15 protein-coding genes, 1 tRNA gene, 1 rRNA gene and 1 pseudogene are annotated in these 26,581 nt (G+C 70.7%); 5 read left to right on the top strand and 13 right to left on the bottom strand.

All coding sequences use genetic code 11. From position 1 onward, the window contains the following. The first annotated feature begins 31 nt into the window (after positions 1-31). The 3 genes from ACIO9J_RS34820 (at position 32) to ACIO9J_RS34810 (ending at position 6,548) form a co-directional block, all read left to right on the top strand. Positions 32-4,696: an ATP-dependent helicase gene (locus ACIO9J_RS34820; RefSeq protein WP_402008380.1), complete on the top strand. Its 4,665-nt coding sequence runs from the start codon at positions 32-34 to the stop codon at positions 4,694-4,696. A 67-nt stretch (positions 4,697-4,763) separates the two neighbouring features. Then, positions 4,764-5,564 (top strand): Fpg/Nei family DNA glycosylase, encoded by an 801-nt coding sequence (locus tag ACIO9J_RS34815; RefSeq protein WP_402008378.1) that lies wholly within the window; start codon positions 4,764-4,766, stop codon positions 5,562-5,564. A 138-nt stretch (positions 5,565-5,702) separates the two neighbouring features. Next, on the top strand, positions 5,703-6,548 hold the full coding sequence (locus ACIO9J_RS34810) for an SDR family NAD(P)-dependent oxidoreductase (RefSeq protein WP_402008376.1): 846 nt from the start codon (positions 5,703-5,705) through the stop codon (positions 6,546-6,548). On the opposite strand, the gene ACIO9J_RS34805 is transcribed toward ACIO9J_RS34810, so the two are convergent. From ACIO9J_RS34805 to ACIO9J_RS34760, 10 genes and pseudogenes are all read right to left on the bottom strand, one after another. Beyond that, the gene (locus ACIO9J_RS34805) at positions 6,496-6,864 is read right to left on the bottom strand and encodes a hypothetical protein (RefSeq protein ID WP_402008763.1); all 369 of its coding nucleotides are present in this window, start codon (positions 6,862-6,864) and stop codon (positions 6,496-6,498) included. The two genes, ACIO9J_RS34810 and ACIO9J_RS34805, sit on opposite strands and share 53 nt — an antisense overlap. A 229-nt stretch (positions 6,865-7,093) precedes the next feature. Then, positions 7,094-7,564 carry a Dps family protein gene (locus tag ACIO9J_RS34800; RefSeq protein WP_402008374.1) on the bottom strand — a complete coding sequence of 157 codons (471 nt, stop codon included), beginning with the start codon at positions 7,562-7,564 and terminating at the stop codon, positions 7,094-7,096. 181 nt (positions 7,565-7,745) lie between these two features. Continuing rightward, positions 7,746-8,120, bottom strand: a complete 375-nt coding sequence (locus ACIO9J_RS34795) for a helix-turn-helix domain-containing protein (RefSeq protein WP_384552474.1) — start codon at positions 8,118-8,120, stop codon at positions 7,746-7,748. Between the two features lie 109 nt (positions 8,121-8,229). Further along, a complete protein-coding gene (locus ACIO9J_RS34790) occupies positions 8,230-8,811 on the bottom strand; it encodes a CinA family protein (RefSeq protein WP_402008372.1) in 582 nt (193 codons plus the stop codon). Further along, positions 8,811-9,491, bottom strand: a pseudogene (gene pgsA / locus ACIO9J_RS34785) (CDP-diacylglycerol--glycerol-3-phosphate 3-phosphatidyltransferase); the annotation flags it as partial. The gene ACIO9J_RS34790 and the pseudogene pgsA, both read right to left, overlap by 1 nt. Beyond that, positions 9,488-10,969, bottom strand: a complete 1,482-nt coding sequence (rimO, locus tag ACIO9J_RS34780; RefSeq protein ID WP_402008370.1) for a 30S ribosomal protein S12 methylthiotransferase RimO — start codon at positions 10,967-10,969, stop codon at positions 9,488-9,490. The pseudogene pgsA and the gene rimO, both read right to left, overlap by 4 nt. 118 nt (positions 10,970-11,087) lie before the next feature. Continuing rightward, positions 11,088-11,960, bottom strand: a complete 873-nt coding sequence (locus tag ACIO9J_RS34775) for a helix-turn-helix domain-containing protein (protein ID WP_402008368.1) — start codon at positions 11,958-11,960, stop codon at positions 11,088-11,090. A 210-nt stretch (positions 11,961-12,170) separates the two neighbouring features. Further along, positions 12,171-14,948, bottom strand: coding sequence for a DNA translocase FtsK (locus ACIO9J_RS34770; protein ID WP_402008366.1), 2,778 nt, complete (start codon positions 14,946-14,948; stop codon positions 12,171-12,173). 125 nt (positions 14,949-15,073) lie between these two features. Next, entirely contained in the window at positions 15,074-15,757 is a 684-nt protein-coding gene (locus ACIO9J_RS34765) for a two-component system response regulator (RefSeq protein ID WP_402008364.1), read from the bottom strand. Positions 15,758-16,001: 244 nt separating this feature from the next. Continuing rightward, entirely contained in the window at positions 16,002-21,404 is a 5,403-nt protein-coding gene (locus tag ACIO9J_RS34760) for a HAMP domain-containing protein (RefSeq protein ID WP_402008362.1), read from the bottom strand. A gap of 373 nt (positions 21,405-21,777) precedes the next feature. Between ACIO9J_RS34760 and ACIO9J_RS34755 the strand changes: the two genes are divergently transcribed. Beyond that, a complete protein-coding gene (locus ACIO9J_RS34755; protein ID WP_402008360.1) occupies positions 21,778-24,453 on the top strand; it encodes a SpoIIE family protein phosphatase in 2,676 nt (891 codons plus the stop codon). A gap of 114 nt (positions 24,454-24,567) precedes the next feature. Here ACIO9J_RS34755 and ACIO9J_RS34750 read toward each other — a convergent pair. Then, a tRNA-Thr gene (locus tag ACIO9J_RS34750) sits at positions 24,568-24,640 on the bottom strand. 116 nt (positions 24,641-24,756) lie between these two features. Between ACIO9J_RS34750 and ACIO9J_RS34745 the strand changes: the two genes are divergently transcribed. Further along, on the top strand, positions 24,757-25,680 hold the full coding sequence (locus ACIO9J_RS34745) for an alpha/beta hydrolase family esterase (RefSeq protein WP_402008358.1): 924 nt from the start codon (positions 24,757-24,759) through the stop codon (positions 25,678-25,680). A 26-nt stretch (positions 25,681-25,706) separates the two neighbouring features. Here the strand turns inward: ACIO9J_RS34745 and ACIO9J_RS34740 are convergent, their stop codons facing one another. Together ACIO9J_RS34740 and rrf are read right to left on the bottom strand one after the other, a co-directional pair. Then, entirely contained in the window at positions 25,707-26,426 is a 720-nt protein-coding gene (locus ACIO9J_RS34740) for a DegT/DnrJ/EryC1/StrS family aminotransferase (RefSeq protein ID WP_402008761.1), read from the bottom strand. Between the two features lie 61 nt (positions 26,427-26,487). Beyond that, positions 26,488-26,581: ribosomal RNA gene (gene rrf / locus ACIO9J_RS34735) — 5S ribosomal RNA — on the bottom strand; the annotation flags it as partial.

Raw genomic sequence — 26,581 nt, 5'->3', positions numbered from 1 at the left:
GGTTGTCAGTGGTGGGGTGCACGATGGGGGCATGGTCAGGTCCGCGCCCAGCGCACACAGCGCCCTTGACGGGTTCTCCCCCGCGACCCGCGGGTGGTTCTCGGGTGCCTTCTCCGCGCCCACCGACGCCCAGGCAGGGGCGTGGCGGGCGATCGCCGAGGGGTCAGACGTGCTGGTCGTCGCGCCCACCGGCTCCGGCAAGACCCTGGCCGCGTTCCTCGCCGCGCTCGACCAGCTGGCCTCGACCCCGCCGCCCGCCGACCTGAAGAAGCGCTGCCGGGTGCTGTACGTGTCGCCGCTCAAGGCTCTCGCGGTCGACGTGGAGCGCAATCTGCGCAGTCCGCTGACCGGCATCCGCCAGGAGTCGGTGCGCCTGGGCCTTCCGGAGCCCGAGGTGCGCGTCGGCATCCGCTCGGGCGACACCCCGCCCGCCGAGCGCAGGGCCCTGTCGACCAGGCCGCCGGACATCCTGATCACCACGCCCGAATCGCTCTTCCTGATGCTGACGTCCGCCGCGCGGGACGCGCTGACCGGCATCGAGACGATCATCCTGGACGAGGTGCACGCGGTCGCGGGCACCAAGCGCGGCGCCCATCTCGCCCTTTCCCTGGAGCGGCTCGACGAGCTGCTGCCGAGGCCGGCCCGCCGCATCGGCCTTTCGGCGACGGTGCGGCCGGTGGACGAGGTGGCCCGCTATCTCTCGCCGCAGCGCAGGGTGGAGATCGTTCAGCCGCCGTCCGGCAAGGAGTTCGACCTGTCGGTGGTCGTCCCCGTCGAGGACCTCGCCGAGCTGGGCGGCTCCCCGGCCGCCGACTCCGAAGAGGGCGCCGAGCGCCCCTCTATCTGGCCGCACGTCGAGGAGCGCATCACCGACCTCGTCCAGGCGCACCGCTCGACGATCGTCTTCGCCAACTCCCGCCGCCTCGCCGAGCGCCTGTGCAACCGCCTGAACGAGATCGCGTACGAGCGGGCGACCGGTGAGGCGCTCCCCGAGGACCACTCCCCCGCGGAGCTGATGGCCGAGTCCGGTGCCGCCAAGGGCGCCCCGCCCGTGCTGGCCCGCGCCCACCACGGCTCGGTCTCCAAGGAGCAGCGGGCCCAGGTCGAGGAGGACCTCAAGGCGGGCAGGCTGCCCGCCGTGGTCGCCACGTCCAGCTTGGAGCTGGGCATCGACATGGGCGCGGTCGACCTGGTCGTGCAGGTCGAGTCGCCACCGTCCGTCGCCTCCGGGTTGCAGCGCGTGGGCCGGGCGGGCCACCAGGTGGGCGCGGTCTCCACGGGCGTCGTCTTCCCCAAGTACCGGGGCGACCTGGTCCAGGCCGCGGTCGTCACGGAACGCATGCGGACCGGCGCCATCGAGTCGCTCCGTGTCCCCGCCAACCCCTTGGACGTACTGGCCCAGCAGCTGGTCGCGATGGTCGCGCTCGACGCCTGGCAGGTCGACGACCTCCTTGCCACGGTCCGCAGGGCCGCCTCCTTCGCCTCGCTCCCGGAGTCCGCGTTCACGGCGGTCCTGGACATGCTGGCGGGCCGCTATCCGTCCGACGCCTTCGCGGAGCTGCGCCCGCGCGTGGTCTGGGACCGCGTCGCGGGCACCGTCACCGGCAGGCCAGGGGCTCAGCGCCTCGCGGTCACCTCCGGGGGCACGATTCCCGACCGCGGCCTCTTCGGAGTCTTCCTGGCCGGCGCCGACCCCAAGAAGGGCGGCGGCCGCGTCGGAGAGCTCGACGAGGAGATGGTCTACGAGTCCCGGGTGGGTGACGTCTTCACGCTGGGCACGAGTTCCTGGCGCATCGAGGACATCACGCGCGACCGCGTGCTCGTCTCCCCCGCCCCCGGCGTCCCCGGCCGCCTCCCCTTCTGGAAGGGCGATCAGCTCGGGCGCCCCCTCGAACTGGGCCGGGCGCTCGGCGCGTTCCTCCGTGAGGTCGGAGCACTGCCGCAGGAGGAGGCACGCGCGCGTCTGCACGCCGCGGGCCTGGACGCCTGGGCCGCGGACAACGTCCTGACGTACCTCACCGAGCAGCGCGAGTCCTGCGGCCACATCCCGGACGACCGCACGATCGTGGTCGAGCGGTTCCGCGACGAGCTCGGCGACTGGCGGGTCGTCGTGCACTCCCCCTTCGGCGCCCAGGTGCACGCCCCCTGGGCGCTCGCCCTCGGCGCCCGCCTCACCGAGCGGTACGGCATGGACGCGCAGGTCATGCACGCCGACGACGGCATCGTGCTGCGCCTGCCCGACGCCGACCTGATGGGCCTGGACCTGCTCGACCAGGAGCCGAGCGCGCCCTCCATGGAGTACGACGCGGAGAAGGCACCCATCGGCGCGGGCGACGTCGCCTTCGACAAGGGCGAGGTCAACCAGATCGTCACCGACCAGGTGGGCGGCTCGGCCCTGTTCGCCTCGCGCTTTCGCGAGTGCGCCGCCCGCGCGCTGCTGCTGCCGCGCCGCAGCCCCGGCAAGCGCACCCCCCTGTGGCAGCAGCGCCAGCGCGCCGCGCAACTGCTCCAGGTGGCCAGCGAGTTCGGCTCGTTCCCGATCGTCCTGGAAGCGGTCAGGGAGTGCCTCCAGGACGTCTTCGACGTACCGGGCCTCACGGAACTGATGGGTGACATCGAGTCCCGCCGCGTCCGCCTCGTCGAGGTCACAACGGCCGAGCCATCGCCCTTCGCCCGCTCGCTGCTCTTCGGATACGTGGCGCAGTTCCTGTACGAGGGCGACTCGCCCCTCGCCGAGCGGCGCGCGGCGGCCCTCTCCCTGGACTCCCGGCTGCTGGCCGAGCTGCTCGGCCAGGCGGAGTTGCGCGAGCTGCTCGACGCGGACGTCCTCACGGAGCTGGAGCAGGAGCTCCAGTGGCGTACGGAAGACCGCCGGATCAAGGACGCCGAGGGCGTCGCCGATCTGCTGCGACTCCTCGGGCCGCTCACCGAGGGCGAGTTGGCCGAGCGCGGCGCCGAGCCGGAGTGGGCCGCCGAGCTGTCCGCCGCCCGCCGGGCCATCCGGGTCAGGATCGCGGGGACCGACCACTGGGCGGCGATCGAGGACGCGGGCCGCCTGCGCGACGCCCTCGGCACGGCCCTGCCCGTGGGCGTGCCCGAAGCGTTCACGGAACCGGTCAAGGACCCCCTCGGCGACCTCCTGGCCCGCTTCGCGCGCACGCACGGCCCTTTCACGTCCGCCTCCGCCGCCGCCCGCTTCGGTCTCGGTGCCGCGGTCACGGAGGGCGCGCTGCAACGCCTCGCGGCGAGCGGCCGCGTCGTACAAGGAGAGTTCCACCCCGCGGGCATCGGCCAGGAGTGGTGCGACGCGGCGGTCCTGCGCCGACTGCGCCGCCGCTCCCTCGCGGCCCTGCGTCACGAGCTGGAGCCGGTGCCACCGGCCGCGCTCGCCCAGTTCCTGCCCCAGTGGCAGCACTTGGGCGGGCACGGCCTGCGCGGCATCGACGGCCTGGTGCGGGCCGTCGAGCAGCTCCAGGGCGCGACCGTCCCGGCCTCCGCCCTGGAGAAGCTCGTGCTGCCCTCCCGTGTCTCGGGGTACGCCCCCGCGATGCTCGACGAACTCACCGCGGCCGGCGAAGTGGTCTGGGCCGGTGCGGGATCCCTGCCCGGCAAGGACGGCTGGGTCTCCCTCTACCTGGCCGACGCCGCGCCCCTGCTCCTGCCGCCCCCGCACCCCCTGGAGCTCACCGCGCTGCACCAGTCCGTCCTGGACACCCTCTCCGGGGGCTACGGCCTCTTCTTCCGCCAGATCGCCGACCAGGTCCGCGCCACCACCCACCCGGACGCCACCGATCCCCAACTGGCCGACACCGTCTGGGACCTGGCCTGGTCGGGACGGCTCACGAACGACACGCTCGCCCCGATGCGCGCGCTCCTCGGCTCCGGCCGCACCGCGGGCGCCACGGCCCACCGCGCCAAACGCAGCATCCCGCGCGGGCGCTACGGCAGCCTGACCGCCGCCGCCAGACCCGTGTCCCGCACCGGCCCTCCCACGGTCGCGGGCCGCTGGTCGCTGCTCCCCCTCCGCGAGCCGGACCCCACCCTGCGCGCCCACGCCCTGGCCCGCACCCTCCTCGACCGGCACGGAGTGGTCACTCGCGGCGCGGTGGCGGCCGAAGGCGTCGAGGGCGGCTTCTCGGCGACGTACCGCGTGCTTTCGGTCTTCGAGGACAGCGGCCAGGCGCGCCGCGGCTACGTCGTCGAAGGGCTCGGCGCCGCCCAGTTCGCGATGGACGGAGCAGTGGACCGGCTGCGCGCCACGGCGAACTCCCGGGAGCGTACGGACGGTTCGCGGCCCGCCGACGCGCGCGCGGCCGTCGTCCTCGCCGCCGCCGACCCGGCCAACGCGTACGGGGCGGCCCTGCCCTGGCCCGAGCCGCCGAACGAGGCGGGCCACAAGCCGGGCCGCAAGGCGGGCTCTCTGGTCGTCCTCGTCGACGGCGAGCTGACCCTCTACATGGAGCGCGGCGGCAAGACCCTGCTGGCCTGGCCCGCCGCTCCGGAGAGCCCGATCGGCGAGGACCCCCGTCTGCACGCCGCCGCCGAAGCGCTGGCCTCGGCGGCCCGCGCGGGCTCGCTCGGCACGGTCACCGTCGAGCGCGTCAACGGCGCGTCCGCCCTCACCTCCCCCTTCGCACCCCTCCTGGAAGGAGCCGGTTTCCACGCCACCCCCCGTGGCCTGCGCCTGCGCGCCTGAGATCCCGGATCACCGGCGCCACCCGACCGCCACCCCCTGACGCCCCGGCCGTGCCACCCTGGACCTCATGCCCGAAGGAGACACCGTCCACCAGGCGGCCCGGCGGCTGCACACCGCGCTCGCCGGACGCGGCATTACCCGCTGCGACCTACGCGTCCCCAAGCTCGCGACGGTCGACCTCACCGGGCGCGCGGTCCTGGACGTGACCCCGCGCGGCAAGCACCTCCTCACCCGCGTCGAGGGCGGCCTGACCCTGCACTCCCACCTCCGCATGGACGGCTCCTGGCGGGTGTACGCCCCGGGCGAGCGCTGGCGGGGCGGCCCCGGGCACCAGATCCGGGCGATCATCGGGAACACCGAGCACATCGCCGTCGGCTACCGCCTGCCCGTCCTCGAACTGCTCCGCACCGCCGACGAGGACAAGGCCGTGGGTCATCTGGGACCCGACCTCCTCGGCCCCGACTGGGACCCCGACCGCGCCCTCACCAACCTCCTCGCGGCCCCCGAGCGCCCACTCGGCGAGGCCCTCCTTGACCAGCGCAACCTCGCGGGCATCGGCAACATCTACAAGAGCGAACTCTGCTTCGTCCTGGGCGTCACCCCGTGGCTGCCCGTCGGCGAGCTCACCGAGGACACAGCGGCCCGTCTGCCGGCCCTCGCCAAGAAGCTCCTGGAAGCCAACCGCGACCGCCCCTCGCGCACCACCACCGGCCGCCCACGCCCCGACCAGCGCTTGTACGTCTACAGCCGCGCACCCCGCCCCTGTCTGCGCTGCGGCACCCCGGTGCGTACCGCCGAGCAGGGCGACGGCTCCCGCAGCCGCCCCACGTACTGGTGTCCCACCTGCCAGCAGGGCCCCACCCCCTGAGACCCGCGCCGACGCCGAGCCCCGCACCCGCCCGTAAGCGCGCGGGCCTAGCACCCGCCCGCAAGCGCGCGAACCCCGCACCGGCCCACCGCATCCCACCAGTTGACGCCCCGTCAGATCCCGCCGTACCGTCCCGTCATGTCCCTCAAGGCGTACGACCTCACCGGACGCACCGCATTCCTCACCGGCGCCGCCAGCGGCATCGGCCGCGCCTCCGCCCTGCTCCTCGCGCAGGCGGGCGCCACCGTGCACTGCGCCGACCGCGACGCCCAGGGGCTGCACGAGACCGCGGCACTGATCAAGGAGGCCGGCGGCACGGCCCACGTCCATCCGCTGGACGTGTCCGACAGGGCGCAGGTCGACGAGGCCGTGGCCGCCGCGACGGCGGCATCCGGCGGCCGCCTCGACATCATGGCGGCGATCGCCGGGATCATGCACAGCAGCCCGGTCCTGGAGACCCGCGACGAGGACCTCGACCGCATCCTGAACATCAACTTCAAGGGCGTCCTGTACGCCTGCCAGGCCGCGGCACGCACCATGATCAAAGCCGCCGCGGACACCGCCACACACACGGCCGACGACGCCAGCACCACTGCCTCAAGCACCGCCGCCACCAGCACCAGGGGCAGCATCATCACCATGGCCTCCGGCGCCGTGGACACCGGCGGCCCCGGCCTCCTCTGCTACGGCGCGGCCAAAGCCGCCGTCGTCCAGCTCACCAAGACCCTCGCCACCGAAGTGGGCCCTCACGGCATCCGCGTCAACGCCGTCGCGCCGGGCTGGATCCGCACCCCCATGACGCACCGCCACGACGCCGAGGCCCAGACCCACACCGAGGGATTCATGGCCCGCATGTCACCCCTGGGCCGGGTCGGTGAACCGGACGACATCGCGCACGCCGTGCTGCACCTGGCGTCCGACGCGTCGGCCTTCACGACGGGCCAGATCCTCCGCCCGAACGGCGGCGTCGCCATGCCGTGGTGACCTGGCCCCGCACCCACCCGCGCAGCCACCCGGCCGCCGCGACCGCGCGGGCCCAGCACCTCGCGGCCGTACGCTCCCCGGGCCACCGCAGCGCGCCGTCCGGCCGCCGGGCATGCCGCCGGTGCCCGGCACCGGCCACACCGGCCGCCCGCGCCTTCGACACACAGTGCACGGGCAGCACGCTCAGGCCCCAGCCCCCGGCCGCGACCGCGCCTTCCAGGACCCCCGCGTCAGGCGAGAGCGCGAGCCTCAGCACGCCCCACCACCACAGCGCGCCGAGCGCGAGCGCGGGCAGCCAGCGCGCCAGACGCCACATCACGGACGCTGCCCCGCTCACGGCTGCTGCCACGGCTGCCACCTCTCGCCCGACGTGGATTCGACGCTAAACGTCCCGGTTCACCCCGCGGGAGGGCGTACCGGGGTCACCGGAGGCACCACGGCGAACAGAAGCGCCCTCGTGCGACACGAGGTCACCCCCGTACCGCACGAGGGCGCTCCCTCGTCCCCCGCGGCGCTCCCACTCCCGTGGGGCCCCGCATGAACCGTCAGCTGTTCTCCGCCTGGAACATCCAGTGGTGCTTCTCGAGGTCGGCCGTGATCCCGATGAAGATGTCCTGGCTGACCGGGTCCGCTTCGCCGGTCGACTCGACCCGCTCACGCATCCGCGTGATCACGGCGCCGAGCGCTTCCACGAGCGTCCCCACCGCGTCCGCGTCCTTGACCCAGCCCTCTCCGACCGCGCCGATGCCGCTGCTGCGCGCCACCGTCGCGGCACGGCCGTCGGGCGAGACGCCGAGCGTCGAGGCGCGCTCCGCGACGGTGTCGGAGTGCTGCCTGGCCGTGTCCACGACCTCGTCGAGCTGAAGATGCACGGAACGGAAGCGCGGGCCGACCACGTTCCAGTGGATCTGCTTGGCCACCAGCGACAGGTCGACCAGGTCCACGAGTGCGCCCTGCAGCGCCTCCGAGACCGTCTTGAGATCCGCATCGGACAGCGGGCTCTTCACGACGTACATCTCTGTCTCCTCCAACTCATTCACGAACAAGAGAAATCCCCACCAACCATGGCATATAAGAGCCATATAGGTCACTTCGGGGTAGTTCGGCCCGTACGGAAACACGAAAGCCCTGACCGGGTACCCGGCCAGGGCTTTCACAAGCATGAGCGCTCAGGGAGCGAACATCATCAGCGCGACATCACGCGGCGACGACGTCCACCGCCTCCGCCGGCGCCTTGATCGTTACCCGTTCCGGTGGCACGCCGGCCACGGAGACGGAATTGAGCATCGGGCGAACCGGTGTGCGTACCGGTTCCGTGACTGCTGCAGACTCAGCCAGCTCAGCGAGCGACAGTTCATCGCTCACTTCACGCATGAGCTCGGACATCCGTACGTCAAGCGCGTCGCAGATCGCGGAAAGCAGCTCGGAGGAAGCCTCCTTCTGCCCCCGCTCCACCTCGGAGAGATAGCCGAGCGAGACTCGGGCGGACGAGGAGACTTCGCGCAGAGTACGGCCCTGGCGCTGGCGCTGCCGACGCAGCACGTCACCCAGCAGGCGACGGAGCAGAATCATCGGTGGCTCCCTCCTCGGACCGCGTAGCCGCATCCTTCACGCCCCACCGTACCGCCTCGCGCGGCGGCCGTGCGGGGAGCGATGTCGTGTTCACTCAGGGCTGCAAACATCAATTCCCCCCGTTCTGTTCCGTATCCTGTGCCCGCCCATTCTCGGCACGTTCGCCGGAGAGCCGCTCGAGCAGCAGCGTGAGCACGCTCCGTACACTCTCCATACGAATTTCCGAACGGTCGCCGTTCAACCGTGGGGCGGTCACTTTCCCGTCGGCTCCGCCATCGGCGTAACCGCGCATGCCTTCGACATCCGGACCCGCGACCGCCACGTAGACGGTCCCCACGGCCTGCCCGTCCTGCGGATCGGGCCCCGCGACACCGGTGGTCGCGATCCCCCAGTCCGCGCCGAGCGCCTTGCGCACACCGGCCGCCATCTGCCGCGCGACCTCGGGGTCCACGGCCCCGCGCTCGGCCAGCAGAGTGCCGTCGACGCCCAGCACGTCCCGCTTGAGGTCGGTGGCGTACGCGGTGACGGAACCGCGGAAGACCTTCGAGGCCCCGGGCGCCGCCGTGATCTCGGCGGCCACCAGGCCGCCGGTCAGCGACTCGGCGACGGCGAGCGTCTCGCCCCGCGCCGCGAGCAGGCGCAACAGCCTGCTCGCCGACACCGCGGCGGCCGAGAGCCCGGGGGATGTCACTTCGCGGCCTCCCCGGCCGCCTCGGCGGCGGACCGCCGCCGCTCGGCCATGCCCTGCCTGCGCAGCACCACGGCCTGTTTCACGTAGTCGAGCCCGGTCACCACGGTCAGCACGACGGCGACCGCCATCACCCAGAACCGCAGCGTCGCGAGCGGCCCGGTCAGCGCCAGGACGTACATCCCGACCGCCGTGCCCTGCGCGAGCGTCTTCATCTTGCCGCCACGGCTGGCCGGAATGACCCCGTAGCGGATCACCCAGAACCGCAGCAGCGTGATCCCGAGCTCACGCCCGAGGATGACCCCGGTCACCCACCACGGCAGGTCCCCGAGCCAGGACAGACAGATCAGCGCGGCACCCATGATCGCTTTGTCGGCGATCGGGTCGGCGATCTTCCCGAAGTCCGTGACCAGGTTGTACGTCCGTGCCAGATGGCCGTCGAAGAGGTCGGTGATCATGGCGACGGCGAAGGCGGCCCAGGCGAACGAACGCCAGGCCGGGTCGTACCCGCCGTTGCCGAGGAGCAGCATCACGAAGCCCGGCACGAGCAGCAGCCGGACCATCGTCAGCAGATTCGCGACGTTCCACAGACTGGCCTGATTGACCGCCGCGGCGCCCAGCTTCCCGCCGCGCACCGGCTGCGCGCCGGAGCCGCCAGACGCGGATGCCGGGACTCCTGTCATCTGCCGGCCTCCTCGAGACACTCAGCCACCAAGTCCACGCCCTCCGTGCCGACGACCTTTGCCACGACCATACGACCGACCTCCAGGCCGGCCCCACCGGTGGCATCCGTCAAGCGGATCTGGCCGTCCGTCTCCGGGGCCTGGTGCGCGGCCCTGCCGAGCGGGCCCTCCTCCTCGTCGAGGGACTCCACGAGCACCTCGACGGTCTCGCCGAGCCGCTCGTCCGCGCGCTGCGAGGTGAGCTCCTCCGCGAGGCGCGCGATGTGCGCGAGACGCGCGTCGACGACGTCCTGGTCGAGCTTCTCCTCGTACGTGGCCGCCTCGGTGCCCTCCTCGTCGGAGTAGCCGAAGACGCCGATGGCGTCGAGCCGCGCGCCGGTCAGGAACCGCTCGAGCTCGCCGAGGTCCGCCTCGCTCTCGCCGGGGAAGCCGACGATGAAGTTGGACCGGACACCGGCCTGTGGCGCCTTGGACCTGATGGTGTCCAGGAGCTCCAGGAAGCGGTCGGTGTCCCCGAAGCGGCGCATGGCGCGCAGCACGCCGGGGGCGGAGTGCTGGAAGGACAGGTCGAAGTAGGGGGCGACCTTCTCGGTCGACGTGAGCACGTCGATCAGGCCGGGCCGCATCTCGGCGGGCTGGAGGTAGCTGACGCGGATCCGCTCGATGCCGTCGACGGCCGCGAGCTCGGGGAGCAGCGTCTCCAGGAGGCGGATGTCGCCGAGGTCCTTGCCGTACGAGGTGTTGTTCTCGGAGACGAGCATGACCTCCTTGACGCCCTGCTCGGCGAGCCAGCGGGTCTCTCCGAGCACGTCGGAGGGGCGGCGCGAGATGAAGGAGCCGCGGAAGGAGGGGATGGCGCAGAAGGAGCAGCGCCGGTCGCAGCCGGAGGCCAGCTTCACGGAGGCGACGGGGTTGCTGCCGAGGCGGCGGCGCAGCGGCGCACGCGGCCCGGAAGCGGGCGCGACGCCCTCGGGCAGGTCCTGCGGGATGACCGCGGGCTCCACCGGCGCGTGGCCGGGCAGCGCGACGGCCGACTGGGCCTCCTGGCGCTCGGCCGGGCTGATCGGCAGCAGCTTGCGCCGGTCACGCGGGGTGTGGGCCTCGACGCTGCCACCACTGAGGATGGTGTTCAGGCGGTTGGAGATGTCGGAGTAGTCGTCGAATCCGAGCACGCCGTCGGCCTCGGGCAGCGCGTCGGCGAGTTCCTTGCCGTATCGCTCGGCCATGCAGCCGACCGCGACGACGGCCTGGGTCTTGCCGTGACCCTTGAGGTCATTGGCTTCGAGGAGGGCGTCGACGGAGTCCTTCTTGGCGGCTTCGACGAAGCCACAGGTGTTGACGACGGCGACGTCCGCGTCCTCGGCGTCCTCGACGAGCTGCCAGCCGTCCGCCTCCAAGCGGCCTGCGAGCTCCTCCGAGTCCACCTCGTTACGGGCGCAGCCAAGAGTGACAAGGGCGACGGTGCGGCGTTCGGGCATGGTCTCAAGACTACTTCGTCCCTGCCGCGGCACCCGCCGCCAGGGTTACCCGGCGGTCGGCGCCCGGCCCCCGGCACGTCACCGGGGCGTCACCGCGGCCCCGGCCCTGACCTGCCGCTCAGCCCACCTCGGGGTCGCCCTTGGTGTACGTGAGGCGCTCGACCTGACCGGGTTCGAACTCGTTGTCCACCTGCTTGCCGTTCACGTACAGCTCGATCGCGCCCGCGTCGCCGAGGACGAGGGCGATCTTCTGCTTGTCCTGGAACGTCTTGGCCTGGCCCTGTTCGAGGACGCCGTCGAAGAGCGTGCGTCCGCTGTGGTCCTTCGCCGAGATCCAGCTGCGGCCGTCCGCGGCGTCGACCTTGACGGTGACCTTGTCGCGCGGGACGCCCGCGATGGCGCTGTCCGACGGGTCGGGCTTGGGGTCGGCGGGCTTCTGGGGCTTGGGCTTGTCCGCCGTCTTGGAGGGGGCGGGCGTGGAGCCCTCGGCGACCGACTTCGAGCTGTCGCCGTCGTCGTCGCTCCCGCCGAACGCGGTGAAGCCGACGAAACCGATCACCGCGACGATCGCGGCGACCATGGCGGCGGTCCAGTTGGGACGCCGCGGCTCGGACCGGATGCGCTCGGCCTCGAAGAGGGGCGCCGCCGGAGTGGGGGCGGGCGGATGTCCGCCGTGCCCTTCGTCGTACTGGGCCAGAAGGGGGGCCGGATCGACACCGGCGGCGCGCGCCAGCGTCCTGATGTGGCCGCGGGCGTACACATCGCCGCCACAGCGCGAGAAGTCGTCCTGTTCGATCGCGTGCACGATCGGAATGCGCACACGGGTGGACGAACTGACCTCGTCCACGGTGAGGCCGGCGTTGACGCGGGCCTGCTGCAGGACGTGGCCGATCGAGGGCCTGTCGTCGGTCCGACGATCACCCATCGGGGTCTCGTCTGTGAGGCGGTCGTCTGAAGGGCGGTCGTCTTCAGGGGAGTTGCCGATGGACACGGGGGCGCCTTTCGAGCGTGTAGCCACCTGCCGGAGGTTCAGTTTAGGGGGGTCTTGAAAGGGCGGGGCAACCGGGCGGACGGAGTTTGTACGCCATCAGAATGGCCGGACATCCCGATGGTGGGACATCGTGCTGTTCTTCCCCTCAACTTGACGTACGCCGAAGGGAAACGGTTGCCCGGCGATCCCATAAGAGTGAGCCGCCCACCCTTATGGCTGAGCCTCCCCGCGGATCACGGCGAGCACGCCATCCAGCTCGTCAGGTTTCACAAGAACGTCACGAGCCTTTGAGCCTTCGCTCGGACCCACGATCGAGCGCGACTCCATCAGGTCCATCAGGCGCCCCGCCTTGGCGAAGCCGACGCGCAGCTTGCGCTGGAGCATCGACGTGGACCCGAACTGGGTGGAGACCACCAGCTCAGCGGCCTGGCACAGCAGATCGAGGTCATCGCCGATGTCCTCGTCGATCTCCTTCTTCTGCTTGGTGCCGACGGTGACGTCGTCCCGGAAGACCGGCGCCATCTGGTCCTTGCAGTGCTGCACGACCGCGTGGATCTCGTCCTCGGTGACGAAGGCGCCCTGCATACGGGTGGGCTTGTTCGCGCCCATCGGCAGGAACAGACCGTCACCCTTTCCGATGAGCTTCTCGGCGCCCGGCTGGTCGAGGATGACGCGGCTGTCGGCGAGCGAGGAGGTCGCGAAGGCGAGCCGGGACGGCACGTTCGCCTTGATCAGACCGGTCACGACGTCCACCGAAGGACGCTGCGTGGCGAGCACCAGGTGGATACCGGCCGCACGCGCGAGCTGGGTGATGCGCACGATCGAGTCCTCGACGTCGCGCGGCGCGACCATCATGAGGTCCGCGAGCTCGTCGACGATCACCAGGAGGTACGGATACGTCTTCAGCTCGCGCTCGCTGCCCTCGGGCGTCTTGAGCTTGCCGTCGCGGATGGCCTGATTGAAGTCGTCGATGTGCCGGTAGCCGAACGCCGCCAGGTCGTCGTAGCGCAGGTCCATCTCGCGTACGACCCACTGGAGTGCCTCGGCGGCCCTCTTGGGATTGGTGATGATCGGCGTGATCAGGTGCGGAATGCCCTCGTAGGCGGTGAGCTCGACGCGCTTGGGGTCCACGAGGACCATCCGTACGTCCTCGGGCGTCGCTCTTATCATGATCGAAGTGATCAGGCAGTTGATGCAGGACGACTTGCCAGAACCTGTGGCTCCGGCCACCAGGATGTGCGGCATCTTCGCCATGTTGGCCATGACGTAGCCGCCCTCGACGTCCTTGCCGAGCGCGACCAGCATCGGGTGGTCGTCCTCGGCCGCGTCCGCCAGGCGCAGCACGTCACCCACGTTGACCATCTCGCGGTCGGTGTTCGGGATCTCGATGCCGACCGCGGACTTGCCGGGGATGGGCGAGATGATCCGCACGTCGGGGGACGCGACGGCGTACGCGATGTTCTTGGCGAGGGCCGTGATCTTCTCGACCTTCACGGCCGGGCCGAGCTCGATCTCGTACCGCGTGACCGTCGGGCCGCGCGTGAAGCCCGTGACGTCGGCGTCGACCTTGAACTCCGCAAACACGTTCGACAGCGAATCGACGACCGCGTCATTGGCCGCACTGCGCGACTTGCCGGGACCGCCACGCTCCAGGAGGTCGAGCGAGGGCAGCGAGTACGTGATGTCTCCGGCGAGCTGAAGCTGCTCGGCGCGCGGCGGAAGGTCGCGCGGGGCTTCGGGCGCGGACTTGGTGAGGTCCGGCACGAGGCTCTCAGCGGGCTCCTGCGGCTTCTTCTTGAGCTTGCCGGGCACCGGGGCGTCCGTGGCGCGCGCGGGCGGCACAGGGGTCGCATGCGCGCGTTCCTCGCGCTGTTCGCGCTCCTCCCGCTCCCCCGACACGCCCTGCGTCAGATCGGCGACCAACGGCGAGGGCGGCATGCCGTGCAGCACGGCCCCGTCCAGGGCGGCGGCCGCGGCGGCCGCCACGTCCACGGCGTCCATCGGACGGTCCGTCCCCGGCTGTACGGGAGTCCTGCGCGGCCTGCGGCGCTTGGCGAGCGCCTCCTGCTCGGCCTGGTCGGGCGCGTACTCCTCGGGTGCGGCGGAGCGCCGCCGCGCGGAGCGCGCGGGCAGCGCCTCGCGCCACTGGTCCTCGTAGCGGTCGTCGTCGTCCGTGAACTCCTCGGCGGGCTCCTCCTGGATGATGCCGAGCTTCACGCCGAGCAGCCGCAGCCGCTGCGGGATGGCGTTGACGGGCGTCGCCGTGACGACGAGCAGCCCGAAGACGGTGAGGAGCACCAGGAGCGGCACCGCGAGGATCTCGCCCATGGTGAAGATCAGCGGGGTGGAGGCACCCCAGCCGATCAGGCCGCCGGCGTCCCTTATCGCCTGCATGCCGTCGCTGCGGGCCGGCGATCCGCACGCCACGTGGACCTGCCCGAGCACCCCGATGACCAGGGCGGAGAGACCGATCACGATGCGGCCGTTGGCCTCGGGCTTCTCCGGGTGCCGGATGAGGCGTACGGCGATGGCGCCCAGCAGCAGCGGCACGAGCAGGTCGAGGCGGCCGAACGCGCCGGTCACCAGGACCTCGACGAGATCGCCGACGGGACCGCGCAGATTCGACCAGGTGCCCGCCGCGACGATCAGGGCGATGCCGAGGAGCAGCAGCGCAAGCCCGTCCTTGCGGTGGGCCGGGTCGAGGCCCTTGGCGCCACGCCCTATGCCCCGGAACATCGCGCCGACCCCATGGGCGACGCCGAGCCAGACGGCGCGTACGAGCCGGTACACGCCCCCTGTGGGGCTGGGCGCCGCCTTGGGCACGGGCTTCTTCGCGGGCACCTTTTTGGCAGGTGCCTTCTTGGCGGGTGCCTTCTTGGCCGCGGACTTCTTCGCCGGTGGTTTGGCAGCGGCCTTCTTCGCCGGAGCCTTCGTCGGCGCGGCCGCCTTCTTCGCGGGCGTCTTCTTGGCTGCGGGACGTGAGGCCATGGGTGTGAGGTTACCGGTGCGGGCCTCTGTGGACACGTGTGCCCACTGCTTCACCCTGCTGTGTCGCCCCTGCGGAGACCGTCAACTGACGGGGAATCAACGGACCCGCGGGGCACGACGGCACGTCAGTTCTGCGAGGGCACCGAGGGCGCGCCGCTCCCCGTGCCCGGCTCCAGCGCGTCAAGAGCCCGGCGCAGCCCGGTGAGTTTGCGTTCGAGATGGGCCGCCGTGGCGACCGCCGCCGCGTCCGCCGACTCCTCGTCCAGCTGCTTGGAGAGCGCCTCGGCCTGCTCCTCGACCGCCGCGAGCCGCGCCGACAGCTCCGCGAGCAGACCCGCGGGCTCCTTCGCGTCACCGGCCGCCGACTTGCCGCCGCCCTCGAGCTGGAGGCGCAGCAGCGCCGCCTGCTCCCGCAGTTGGCAGTTCTTCATGTACAGCTCGACGAAGACCGAGACCTTCGCGCGCAGCACCCACGGATCGAACGGCTTGGAGATGTAGTCCACCGCGCCCGCCGCGTAACCCCGGAACGTGTGATGCGGTCCGTGGTTGATGGCGGTGAGGAAGATGATCGGGATGTCCCGGGTCCGCTCCCGCCGCTTGATGTGCGCCGCGGTTTCGAAACCGTCCATTCCCGGCATCTGGACGTCCAGCAGAATGACCGCGAAGTCGTCCGTGAGTAGTGCTTTGAGCGCTTCCTCCCCGGACGATGCCCGCACCAGTGTCTGATCGAGCGCAGAGAGGATGGCCTCCAGCGCCAGCAGATTCTCCGGCCGGTCATCGACCAGGAGGATCTTGGCCTTCTGCACCATGGCCCGCCCTCCTCGCCCCGGCGGTACACCGGGCGCCGCCCCAGAGGACGGCTCCCTTGCGCCGTCCGTCCTTGTGCCGGTCATGGTAGCCGCACCCCGCCTGTCGCCACACCCTGTCACCGCGATGTCACTGTGCACGTAGCAGAAACGCGGTGGGAGACCAGAAGGTTCCCCGAATACCGCGCCTCTACACGACCTCGGCCACACTCTGTCAGCAACTCCGTGTGACGAAGCCGGTTCTCGGTCACTCCGCGCGCATCCACTGCTCCATCACCGACAACAGGTGGTCAGGGTCGACCGGCTTGGTGACGTAGTCGGAAGCTCCGGAGTCGATCGCCTTCTCGCGGTCGCCCTTCATCGCCTTCGCGGTGAGCGCGATGATCGGGAGCCCGGCGAACTGCGGCATCCTGCGGATCGCCGTCGTCGTCGCGTACCCGTCCATCTCCGGCATCATGATGTCCATCAGAACGACCGTCACGTCGTCGTGCTGCTCCAGGACTTCGATGCCCTCGCGGCCGTTCTCCGCGTACAGCACGGACAGGCCGTGCTGCTCCAGGACACTGGTGAGCGCGAAGACGTTACGGATGTCGTCGTCGACGATGAGCACCTTCTCGCCGCCGAAGTGGAACGAGGGCCTCGCCGACGGGGTCCCCTGGGCGGGCGTGGGCCACTGCTCCTGCGGCCGCTGCTCCTGTGCCGCCGCGGGCGGCGGTCCCGGCAGGGCCACGGGCTCCTGCGCGGGCGCGGGCCTGCGCCGCCGCCTGAAGAGCGCAGCGGGCCCCGTGGGCGCCTCGTGGCGCACCGGGGTGCCCTCGATCACCGGTGCTTCGCCGGCCGCCGGAGCCTCCTCGATGGCGGGCAGTTCCCGCGGCGTGGGCGCGGCCGCGAGCTGCGCGTAGCCCTGGGGCGGCAGTTCGCTCGGGTGCAGCGGCAAATAGAGCGTGAAGGTCGAGCCGCGGCCCGGTTCGCTCTGGGCGTGGATCTCACCGCCGAGCAGCCGCGCGATCTCCCGGCTGATCGACAGGCCCAGGCCCGTGCCGCCGTACTTCCTGCTGGTCGTGCCGTCCGCCTGCTTGAAGGCCTCGAAGATGACCCGCATCTTGCTGGCCGCGATGCCGATGCCGGTGTCGGTCACCGAGAAGGCGATCAGATCGGCGTCCGCCTCGCGCAGCGAGCCCGCCTCCAGGAGCTGCTCGCGGATCGCGTTGGGCACGTCGTTGCTGGCGTGCCTGATCACCAGCTCGACCGCCCCGGAGTCGGTGAACTTCACCGCGTTGGACAGCAGGTTGCGCAGCACCTGGAGCAGGCGCTGCTCGTCGGTGTGCAGCGTGGCGGGCAGCTCCGGGGAGACCCGTACGGAGAAGTCGAGGCCCTTCTCCGCGGTCAGCGGGCGGAAAGTGGCCTCTACGTAGTCGACGAGTTGGACCAGCGCGATGCGCGTCGGGGAGACGTCCATCTTGCCCGCCTCGACCTTGGAGAGGTCGAGGATGTCGTTGATCAGCTGCAACAGGTCCGAGCCCGCCCCGTGGATCGTTTCGGCGAACTCGACCTGCTTGGGGGTGAGGTTCGCGTCGGCGTTGTCGGCGAGCAACTTGGCGAGGATCAGCAGGGAGTTGAGCGGTGTGCGCAACTCGTGCGACATGTTCGCGAGGAACTCCGACTTGTAGCGCATCGAGACCGCGAGCTGCTCGGCACGCTCTTCCAGAACCTGCCGCGCCTCTTCGATCTCGGTGTTCTTGACCTCGATGTCACGGTTCTGCTGGGCCAGCAGCTCCGCCTTCTCCTCCAGCTCCGCGTTGGAGTCCTGAAGCGCCTTCTGCCGGTTCTCCAACTCGGCCGAGCGCTCCCGCAGTTGCTCGGTGAGCTCCTGCGACTGCTTGAGCAGCACCTCGGTCTTCGTGTTGACGCTGATGGTGTTGACGCTCGTCGCGATCATCTCGGCGATCTGGCTGAGGAAGTCCTTCTGGATCTGCGTGAAGGGCTGGAACGCGGCCAGCTCGATCACGCCGAGGACGGTCCCTTCGAAGAGCACCGGCAACACGATGACCTGCGCGGGCGGCGCCTCCCCGAGGCCGGACGCGATCCGCAGATAGCCGGACGGCGCGTTCTCCACGAGGATCGTGCGCCGCTCCTTGGCGGCCGTGCCGATCAGGGTCTCGCCGGGCCGGAACGACGTCGGCATGGACCCCATGGAGTACCCGTAGCTGCCCAGCATGCGCAGCTCGTACGCGTCCTCGTGGTCGCCCCCGAGGTCCTTGGCGTCGTCCGTGGGCATCGCCAGGAAGAAGGCGCCGTGCTGGGCCGAGACCACCGGCGTCAGCTCGCTCATGATCAGCGAGGCGACGTCCTCCAGGTCGCGGCGGCCCTGCATCAGGCCGGAGATCCTCGCCAGGTTGCCCTTCAGCCAGTCCTGCTCCTTGTTGGCGAGCGTGGTGTCGCGCAGGTTGGCGATCATGGTGTTGATGTTGTCCTGCAGCACCTGGATCTCGCCCGACGCGTCGACCTCGATCTTCAGGTTGAGATCGCCCCTGGTCACCGCGGTGGCGACCTTGGCGATGGCGCGCACCTGACGGGTCAGGTTCCCGGCCATCTCGTTCACCGACTCGGTGAGGTCGCGCCAGGTGCCGTCGACGTCACGCACGCGTGCCTGGCCGCCCAGCTGGCCCTCCGTGCCCACCTCGCGGGCGACCCGGGTGACCTGCTCGGCGAAGGACGACAGCTGGTCGACCATCGTGTTGATGGTGGTCTTGAGTTCGAGGATCTCGCCCCGGGCGTCGATGTCGATCTTCTTGGTCAGGTCACCCTTGGCGATCGCGGTGGTGACCATCGCGATGTTGCGGACCTGCCCGGTCAGGTTGGACGCCATCGAGTTCACGGACTCGGTGAGGTCCTTCCACGTACCCGAGACGCCCGGCACCCGCGCCTGGCCGCCGAGGATGCCGTCCGTACCCACCTCACGGGCCACGCGCGTGACCTCGTCGGCGAACGAACTCAGCGTCGTCACCATGGTGTTGACCGTGTCGGCGAGCTGCGCGACCTCGCCGCGCGCCTCGACCGTGACCTTCTTGGTGAGGTCGCCGTTGGCGACCGCCGCCGAGACCTGGGAGATGTTGCGCACCTGACTGGTCAGGTTGTTGGCCATCAGGTTGACGTTGTCGCTCAGGTCCTTCCAGATGCCGGTGACGCCCGGCACCCGCGCCTGACCGCCCAGCTGGCCCTCGGTGCCCACCTCGCGGGCCACGCGGGTGACCTGCTCGGCGAACGACGAGAGCTGGTCGACCATCGTGTTGACGGTCGTGACGAGTTCGAGGATCTCGCCCTTCGCGTCGACGGTGATCTTCTTGGAGAGGTCGCCCATGGCGACGGCCGTGGTGACCTCGGCGATGTTCCGCACCTGGAGGGTGAGGTTGTTCGCCATGCCGTTCACGGACTGCGTGAGGTCCTTCCAGGTGCCCGAGACGCCCTGGACCTCGGCCTGACCGCCCAGGATGCCGTCCGTACCCACCTCGCGGGAGACCCGCGTGACCTGCTCGGCGAAGGCGGACAGCTGGTCCACCATCGTGTTCAGGGTGTTCTTCAGCTCCAGGATCTCGCCGCGCGCGTCCACGTCGATCTTCTGGGACAGGTCACCGCGGGCCACCGCCGTCGCGACCTGCGCGATGTTGCGGACCTGCGCGGTGAGGTTCCCCGCCATGCCGTTCACGGAGTCCGTCAGATCGCGCCACACACCGGCCACGCCCGGCACCTGCGCCTGACCGCCCAGGCGCCCCTCGGTGCCCACCTCGCGCGCCACCCGCGTCACCTGGTCGGCGAACGCGGAGAGCTGGTCGACCATCGTGTTGATGGTGTTCTTCAGCTCCAGGATCTCGCCGCGCGCGTCGACCTCGATCTTCTGCGAGAGGTCGCCGCGGGCCACCGCCGTGGTGACCTGCGCGATCTGACGCACCTGCGACGTCAGGTTCCCCGCCATGAAGTTGACGGAGTCCGTCAGGTCCTTCCAGGTGCCGGAGACGCCGTCCACGCGCGCCTGCCCGCCGAGCCGCCCCTCCGTACCCACGTCCCGCGCCATCCGCGTCACCTGGTCGGCGAAGGACGACAGCTGGTCCACCATCGTGTTCACGGTGTTCTTCAGCTGGAGCATCTCGCCGGACACGTCGACGGTGACCTTCTGCGACAGGTCACCGTTGGCGACCGCCGTCGTCACCTGCGCGATGTTGCGGACCTGCCCGGTGAGGTTGCGGAAGGCGGTGTTGACCGAGTCCGTCAGGTCCTTCCACGTACCGGCCGCGCCCTGCACCTGCGCCTGCCCGCCGAGCTCACCCTCGACGCCGATCTCCCGCGCCACGCGCGTCACTTCGGAGCCGAAGGCCGAGAGCTGGTCGACCATCGTGTTCACGGTGTTCTTCAGTTCGAGCATCTCGCCCGCGACGTCGACCGTGACCTTCTGCGACAGGTCGCCGCTGGCCACCGCCGTCGTCACCGTCGCGATGTCGCGCACCTGCGTCGTGAGGTTGCGGAAGACCGTGTTGACCGAGTCCGTCAGGTCCTTCCAGGTGCCCGCGGCGCCTGGCACGTTGGCCTGCCCGCCGAGCTGCCCCTCGGCACCGACCTCGTTGGCCACGCGCGTGACCTCGTCCGCGAAGGTGCGCAGCGTCTCGGTCATCTGGTTGATCGTCTCGGCGAGCTGGGCGACCTCGCCGCGCGCGCTCACCGTGACCTTCCGCGACAGATCGCCGTTGGCGACCGCCGTCGTGACCTCCGCGATCCCGCGCACCTGCGCGGTGAGGTTGCCGGCCATGAGGTTCACCGAGTCGGTGAGGTCCTTCCACACGCCGGCCACCCCGGGCACCTGCGCCTGGCCGCCGAGCTCGCCCTCGGTGCCCACCTCGCGGGCCACCCGGGTCACCTCGGAGGAGAACGAGGAGAGCTGGTCCACCATCGTGTTCACGGTGTTCTTCAACTCGAGCATCTCGCCCGCGACATGGACGGTGACCTTCCGGGAGAGATCACCCTTGGCCACCGCCGTCGTCACCAGCGCGATGTCCCGCACCTGAGCGGTCAGGCGGTACGCCATGGTGTTCACGGAGTCCGTGAGGTCCTTCCAGGACCCGGACATCCCCCGCACCCTGGCCTGCCCGCCGAGCTTGCCCTCCGTGCCCACCTCGCTGGCCACGCGGGTGACCTCGTCGGTGAAGGTGGAGAGCTGGTCGACGAGGTTGTTGACGGTCCTGCCGACCTTCAGGAACTCGCCGCGCAGCGGATGCCCGTTCCCGTCGACAGCCTGCGCCCGCAGCTCCATGCGCTGCTCGAGATCACCGTCGGCCACGGCGGAGAGCACCCGGCCGACCTCGGAGACCGGACGTACGAGATCGTCGACGAGCGCGTTCGACGCGTCGATCGCGGCGGCCCACGAGCCCTCGCTCGCTCCGCTCTCCAGCCGTTCCGTGAGTTTTCCCTCACGTCCGACCATGCGCCGCACCCGTGACAGCTCACCCGTCAGGTGCAGATTCCGGTCGGCCACCTCATTGAAGACAGCCGCGATCTCCGACATGACGTCGTCACCGGAGACCGTCAGGCGTTTGCGGAAATTCCCGTCCCGCATCGCCACCAGGGCCGCGAGAAGCCTGTTCAACGCCGCCGCGTCCACGGAGGCGGTCGCCCCGTTGCGCGGTTTGCGCTGTTTGTTCAGGGACTGTCCGTCTTTCGCGCGCGTCTTAGTGCCCCGCGTCGCTGCGCCAGACTCCACTGTGTCCCTCCCGCAAGGGTCGACCGTACTGCTCGGGTTGTTCTGGGCTCTCTCCATGAAGCTTGCCCAGTGTTTCACCATGGCTGAACCAGGCCATAACAGTTCGGCAGCTTCGCACACCGTCCGCACACCCTCCGGGCGGAAACACTGACGACCGGCATCAGCATGGACGGCGAAGGTAAGTAACCTTGCATCCGGCTGTCCAACCACCCCGGTCCTGCCCGGCCAGGGCGGTGGTACACGAACAAGCGGGCATCGGAGGGGCGGCCGCACCATGAGTTCGGGAGACCTGGGCGTCGATACTGTCGATACTCGTACGAGGAGTGCTGTGATCACCGCGCGTGCGGCTGCGACCTTCGACCCCGTCGGACGTTCCGTCGCGACGGCCCGCTCCTTCGTGCGCGACACCCTCCAGGGCTGGGGGTTCACCGACATCGTCGACGACGCCGTCGTCCTCACCAGCGAGCTGGTGACCAATGCCGTGGTGCACGCGGGCACCGCCGCCGACGTACTGTGCCTGCGCTCCGAGGACGCCGTGCGCATCGAGGTCTCCGACCGCTATCCCGAGCGCGAGATCCCCCTCCAGCAGTCCTCCGTCAACATGGGCAGCCCCGACCGCGAGGGCGGCCGCGGCCTCCAGCTCTGCGCGGCCCTTGCCACCCGCTGGGGCGTCGACTACACCCCCACCCACAAACAGGTCTGGTTCCAACTCGACCTCCCCGACCGCCCGGTGGGCACCCGCGCCGCCGGCCCCTCGCTGCCGGCCGCCCTCCTCCCGATCGCCGACGGACGGGTCCGCGTCGCCGTCGTCCAGATCGACCGCGTCGGCTCCATCTCGGCCTGGAACGAGGACGCCGAAGAACTCTTCGGGTACGTCGCCGAGCAGGTCATGGGCAAGCCGCTCAACGACCTCGCGGCCTGGCCGCACACCCCGGGCACCAGCACCGGCATCGCCGAGGCCCTCCAACTCTCCCGCTGGGAAGGCAGTTACGGCATCCGTGACTCCAACGGCTGCGTGCTCCCCGTCTACGCCTCGCACCTGCGCGTCCGCGACACCGACGGCGAACCGTCCACGGTCTGCCTCCTCGTACGCGACGAGGAGCGCGCCGTCCTGCAGACCCCGCTGCGCGGCGCGAACCCGGACCAGAGCACCCTCAGCGAGCCGAACGCCACGGACCCCTTCGAGGTCTTCATCGGCTCCCCCGCCCCCGACGACCTCGACGGACTGCTCCAGCGCACCGTCGAGCGCGCCCGCGACATGCTGGACGGCGACGCCGCCTTCCTGCTCCTGGCCACCGACGACGAGACCGAGCTCGAGGTCCGCGCCTCCACCGGCCTGCCGTCGGCCCGCCAGCGCTTCGCCCGCGTCCCCGTCGAGGCGGGCCCCGGCCGCTACGGCTCGGCCCGCATGCCGGCCGTCCACGAGGACCTCACCGTCGTCCCCGGCGCCGTCCCGCTGCTCGGCGGTACGGGCATGCGCTCCGTCGTCACGGTCCCCCTCAAGGTCGAGGGCCGCCTCACCGGATCCCTCGGCGTCGCCGCCGAGTCCCCCGACCGGTACTCGAACGAAGAGGCGCTGCGCCTCCAGTTCGCCGCCGACCGCATCGCCCTGGCCGTCGAATCCGCCCGCCTCGGCGAGCTGGAACGGCTGCGCCGCGGCTCCCTCTCCTTCCTCGTCGAGGCGTCCGACCTGCTCGCGGGCACCCTGGACCGCGACCAGACCCTCGCACTGATGGCCCAGATGACGGTCCCGACGCTCGCCACCTGGTGCGCCGTCTACACGATCGCCGACCAGTCGGCCGAGCCGTACCTCTCGTACGTCCTGCACGAGGACGAGGAGCGCATCGACGGCCTCAAGGCGCTCCTCTCCAAGATCGCCCCGCCCGAACCGGTCCCCACGCCCGGTGCCCGCGTCTGGGCCGCGCCCTCCGAGGCCGCACACCAGGCGGCCCTGCGCTCCTCCATGCGCACCCTCGGCCTCGGCGAGCCCATGACCCTGAGCTCGGGCATCGGCACGACGCTCTCCACCGCGTCGGCGGTCGGCGGCGAGACCGTGGTGCTCCCCCTGGTCGCCCGCAACCGCGTCATCGGCATGCTGACCCTCGGCAAGCCCTCCGACGAACACTTCCGCCAAGAGATCCTGGAATTGGCCGAAGATCTATCCCGCCGAGCCGCTCTCGCCCTCGACAACGCCCGCCTCTACTCCGAGCGCACGGCCATCAGCCAGTCCCTCCAGCGCAGCCTGCTGCCGCCGGGGCTCCCGCAGGTGCCGGGCGTCGAGGTCGAGGTCATCTACCGCGCGGCCGGCGAGGGCAACGAGGTCGGCGGTGACTTCTACGACCTCTTCCCGATCCGCGACGGCGCGTACGGCTTCGCGATCGGCGACGTCTGCGGCACCGGACCGGAGGCGGCGGCCGTCACGGGCCTGGCCCGGCACGCCCTGCGCCTGCTGGCCCGCGAGGGCTTCGGCGGCCCCGCCGTCCTCGAACGTCTGAACGCGGCGATCCTCGACGAGGGCGCCCGCAGCCGCTTCCTCACGCTCCTGTACGGCGAGCTGTGGCCCCAGGAGGACGGCTCGGCCGTCCTGAAGGTCGTCTGCGCCGGACACCCGCTCCCGCTGCGCCTGCGCCAGGACGGCACGGTCGAGCCGTACGCGGAACCGCAGCCCCTGCTCGGCGTCATGGACGACCTCGAACTCTACGAACAGACGATGACGCTCGACCCGGGCGACGTCCTGCTCTGCGTGACCGACGGAGTCACCGAGCGCCGCGAGGGCACCCGCATGCTCGGCGACGACGGCCTCGCGGACGTCCTCACGACCTGCACGGGCCTGACGGCCGGCGCGGTCGCCGCCCGCATCATGCGCGCGGTCGAACGCTTCGCCACGGACGCGCCGTCGGACGACATGGCGATCCTCGCGATGCGCGTCCCCGGCCTCCAGAAGGACTGAGGCGCGCTTTCCCCGGGAGCCGCGAGGCTCCCGGGGAAAGGGAATCCCGCGCATCACCGACCCCGGAAAACGCAGAAGGCCCCCGCCCAACAGGGCGGAGGCCTTCACGAGTTGAGCCCCCAAGCGGAATCGAACCGCTGACCTTCTCCTTACCATGGAGACGCTCTACCGACTGAGCTATAGGGGCCTGTTGTCCTTCGCGGTTTCCCGCTTGGCAACGAGATAGATCATACCCGAAATCGAAGCCCGCTCGAACCGCCGATTCCTCTGGACCGCGCGCACCGACACTGCCACCCTGCCCGCATGCCGACCCGACCGCGCACCTTCCCGCGGTACGCCGCGTCAGCGGCGCTCGCGGCCCTCCTCCTGCCCATCGCCTCCTGCGGATCCAGCGATTCCGACGGCCCCGAAGCGAAGCCCACGAAGACGTCACGGGCCACACCGACCCCACGCCCCGGCGACCAGAAGGTCACCACCTCCTGGAAGGGCGAACAGCGCGTCTACACCGTGCACGCCCCACCCAACTACACACCCTCCGACCGCCTCCCGCTCGTGATCGCGATGCACCCCTACCCCGGGGACGGGAAAGCCGCGGCGACGATCAGCGGCCTCAACGCCAAGGCCGACGAGGAGAATTTCCTCGTCGCCTATCCCGACGGACTCAACAAGGGCTTCAACGCGTTCGTCTGCTGCGGCACCGAGGACGACGTGGGCTTCATTCGTACGGTGACGAATCGGCTGATCGGCACCTGGAACGCCGACCCGGACCGCGTCTACGCGACCGGCATCTCCAACGGCGGCGACATGGCCTACAAACTCGCCGTGGAACTCCCCGCCACCTTCGCCGCGATCGCCCCGGTCAGCGGCGGCTATCTCGGCACCGAGGCGGAAAAGGAGTCGTACATGCCGAGGACACCGGTCTCGGTGATCACCTTCATCGGCGGCCTCGACCAGTACTACTCCGGCATGGACGCGGGCATCAAGAACTGGCAGAAGCGCCTGGGCTGCGAGACGGCCGTGCCCGACAAACTCAGGAAACACATAAAGAGGACGACGGCGCACTGCCGGGACGGCTCGGACGTCGTCGTCTACCGCTTGCCCGACATGGGCCATGCCTGGCCGGACGGCGCGGGCGGCGGGATGTCCGACCCGACGGCGGGCATCAACGCGACCGACCTGCTGTGGGAATTCTTCAAGACCCACAGCAAGAAGACACCGAGCTCCTGACCCGCGGCGAACAGGCTCCGGTGGCCCTAGAAGGCCGGCTGGAGAAGCCCACCGAGCGCGTTGCAGGCGGAGACCACACGCTGGAGGTCCCGGCGTGACATCGACGCGTCGACGGGCAGCGCCAGCGTCTCGTCCGCCGCCCGCTCGGTCTCCGGAAGGACGACGTCCCGCCAGAAGTCCGACGTGCGGTGAACGGGCGTCTTCACCGGCACCCGGCAGTCAACTCCCCTGCCCCGCACGGCGCGCGCGAACGCGTCCCGGTCGGGCCGCCCGTTCCCCGGCACCCGTACGACGTACTGCTGGAAGGTGTGCCCCGCGCCACCGGACGGCGTCACGACGCCACGGAGCCGGCCACTGAGGTACGCGGCATGCGCCTGCCGCCGCGCCTGCCCGTCGGCCCCCATCGCCGGCTCGCCCTGCTCCAGGACGAGAAGCCCGTGCCGCTGCCCCAGAGCCCGCAGCCGCCCCATGTCGGCCTGGTGGCCGAAGCGGTGCACGGCGACGACGGCCGCCGTGCGCGAGTTCACCACGGCGGCGACGGCATCAGGATCGAGGCAGTACGTGGATGGCTCTATGTCGGCGAAGACCGGCACGGCTCCCGCGCTGACCACGGCCGCGGCGACCTCGACATTGCCGTAGGTCGGCACGACGACCTCGTCACCGGTACCGACACCTGCTGCGCGCAACACTGCATCTGTGCCCATGTCTGCGGATGTTGGCTGCGCAACGTGAACGGCAAGTGACAGGAAACAAAAAAGAGCTGGTCCCTGAACCGAAGTTCAGGGACCAGCTCTTTTATCAAAATTAGTTCGGCGGCGTCCTACTCTCCCACAGGGTCCCCCCTGCAGTACCATCGGCGCTGTGAGGCTTAGCTTCCGGGTTCGGAATGTAACCGGGCGTT

Origin of the sequence: Streptomyces sp. NPDC087300, from assembly GCF_044744425.1 — a bacterium.
GTDB lineage: Bacteria > Actinomycetota > Actinomycetes > Streptomycetales > Streptomycetaceae > Streptomyces.
This window is presented reverse-complemented; position numbering and strand designations above follow the sequence as displayed.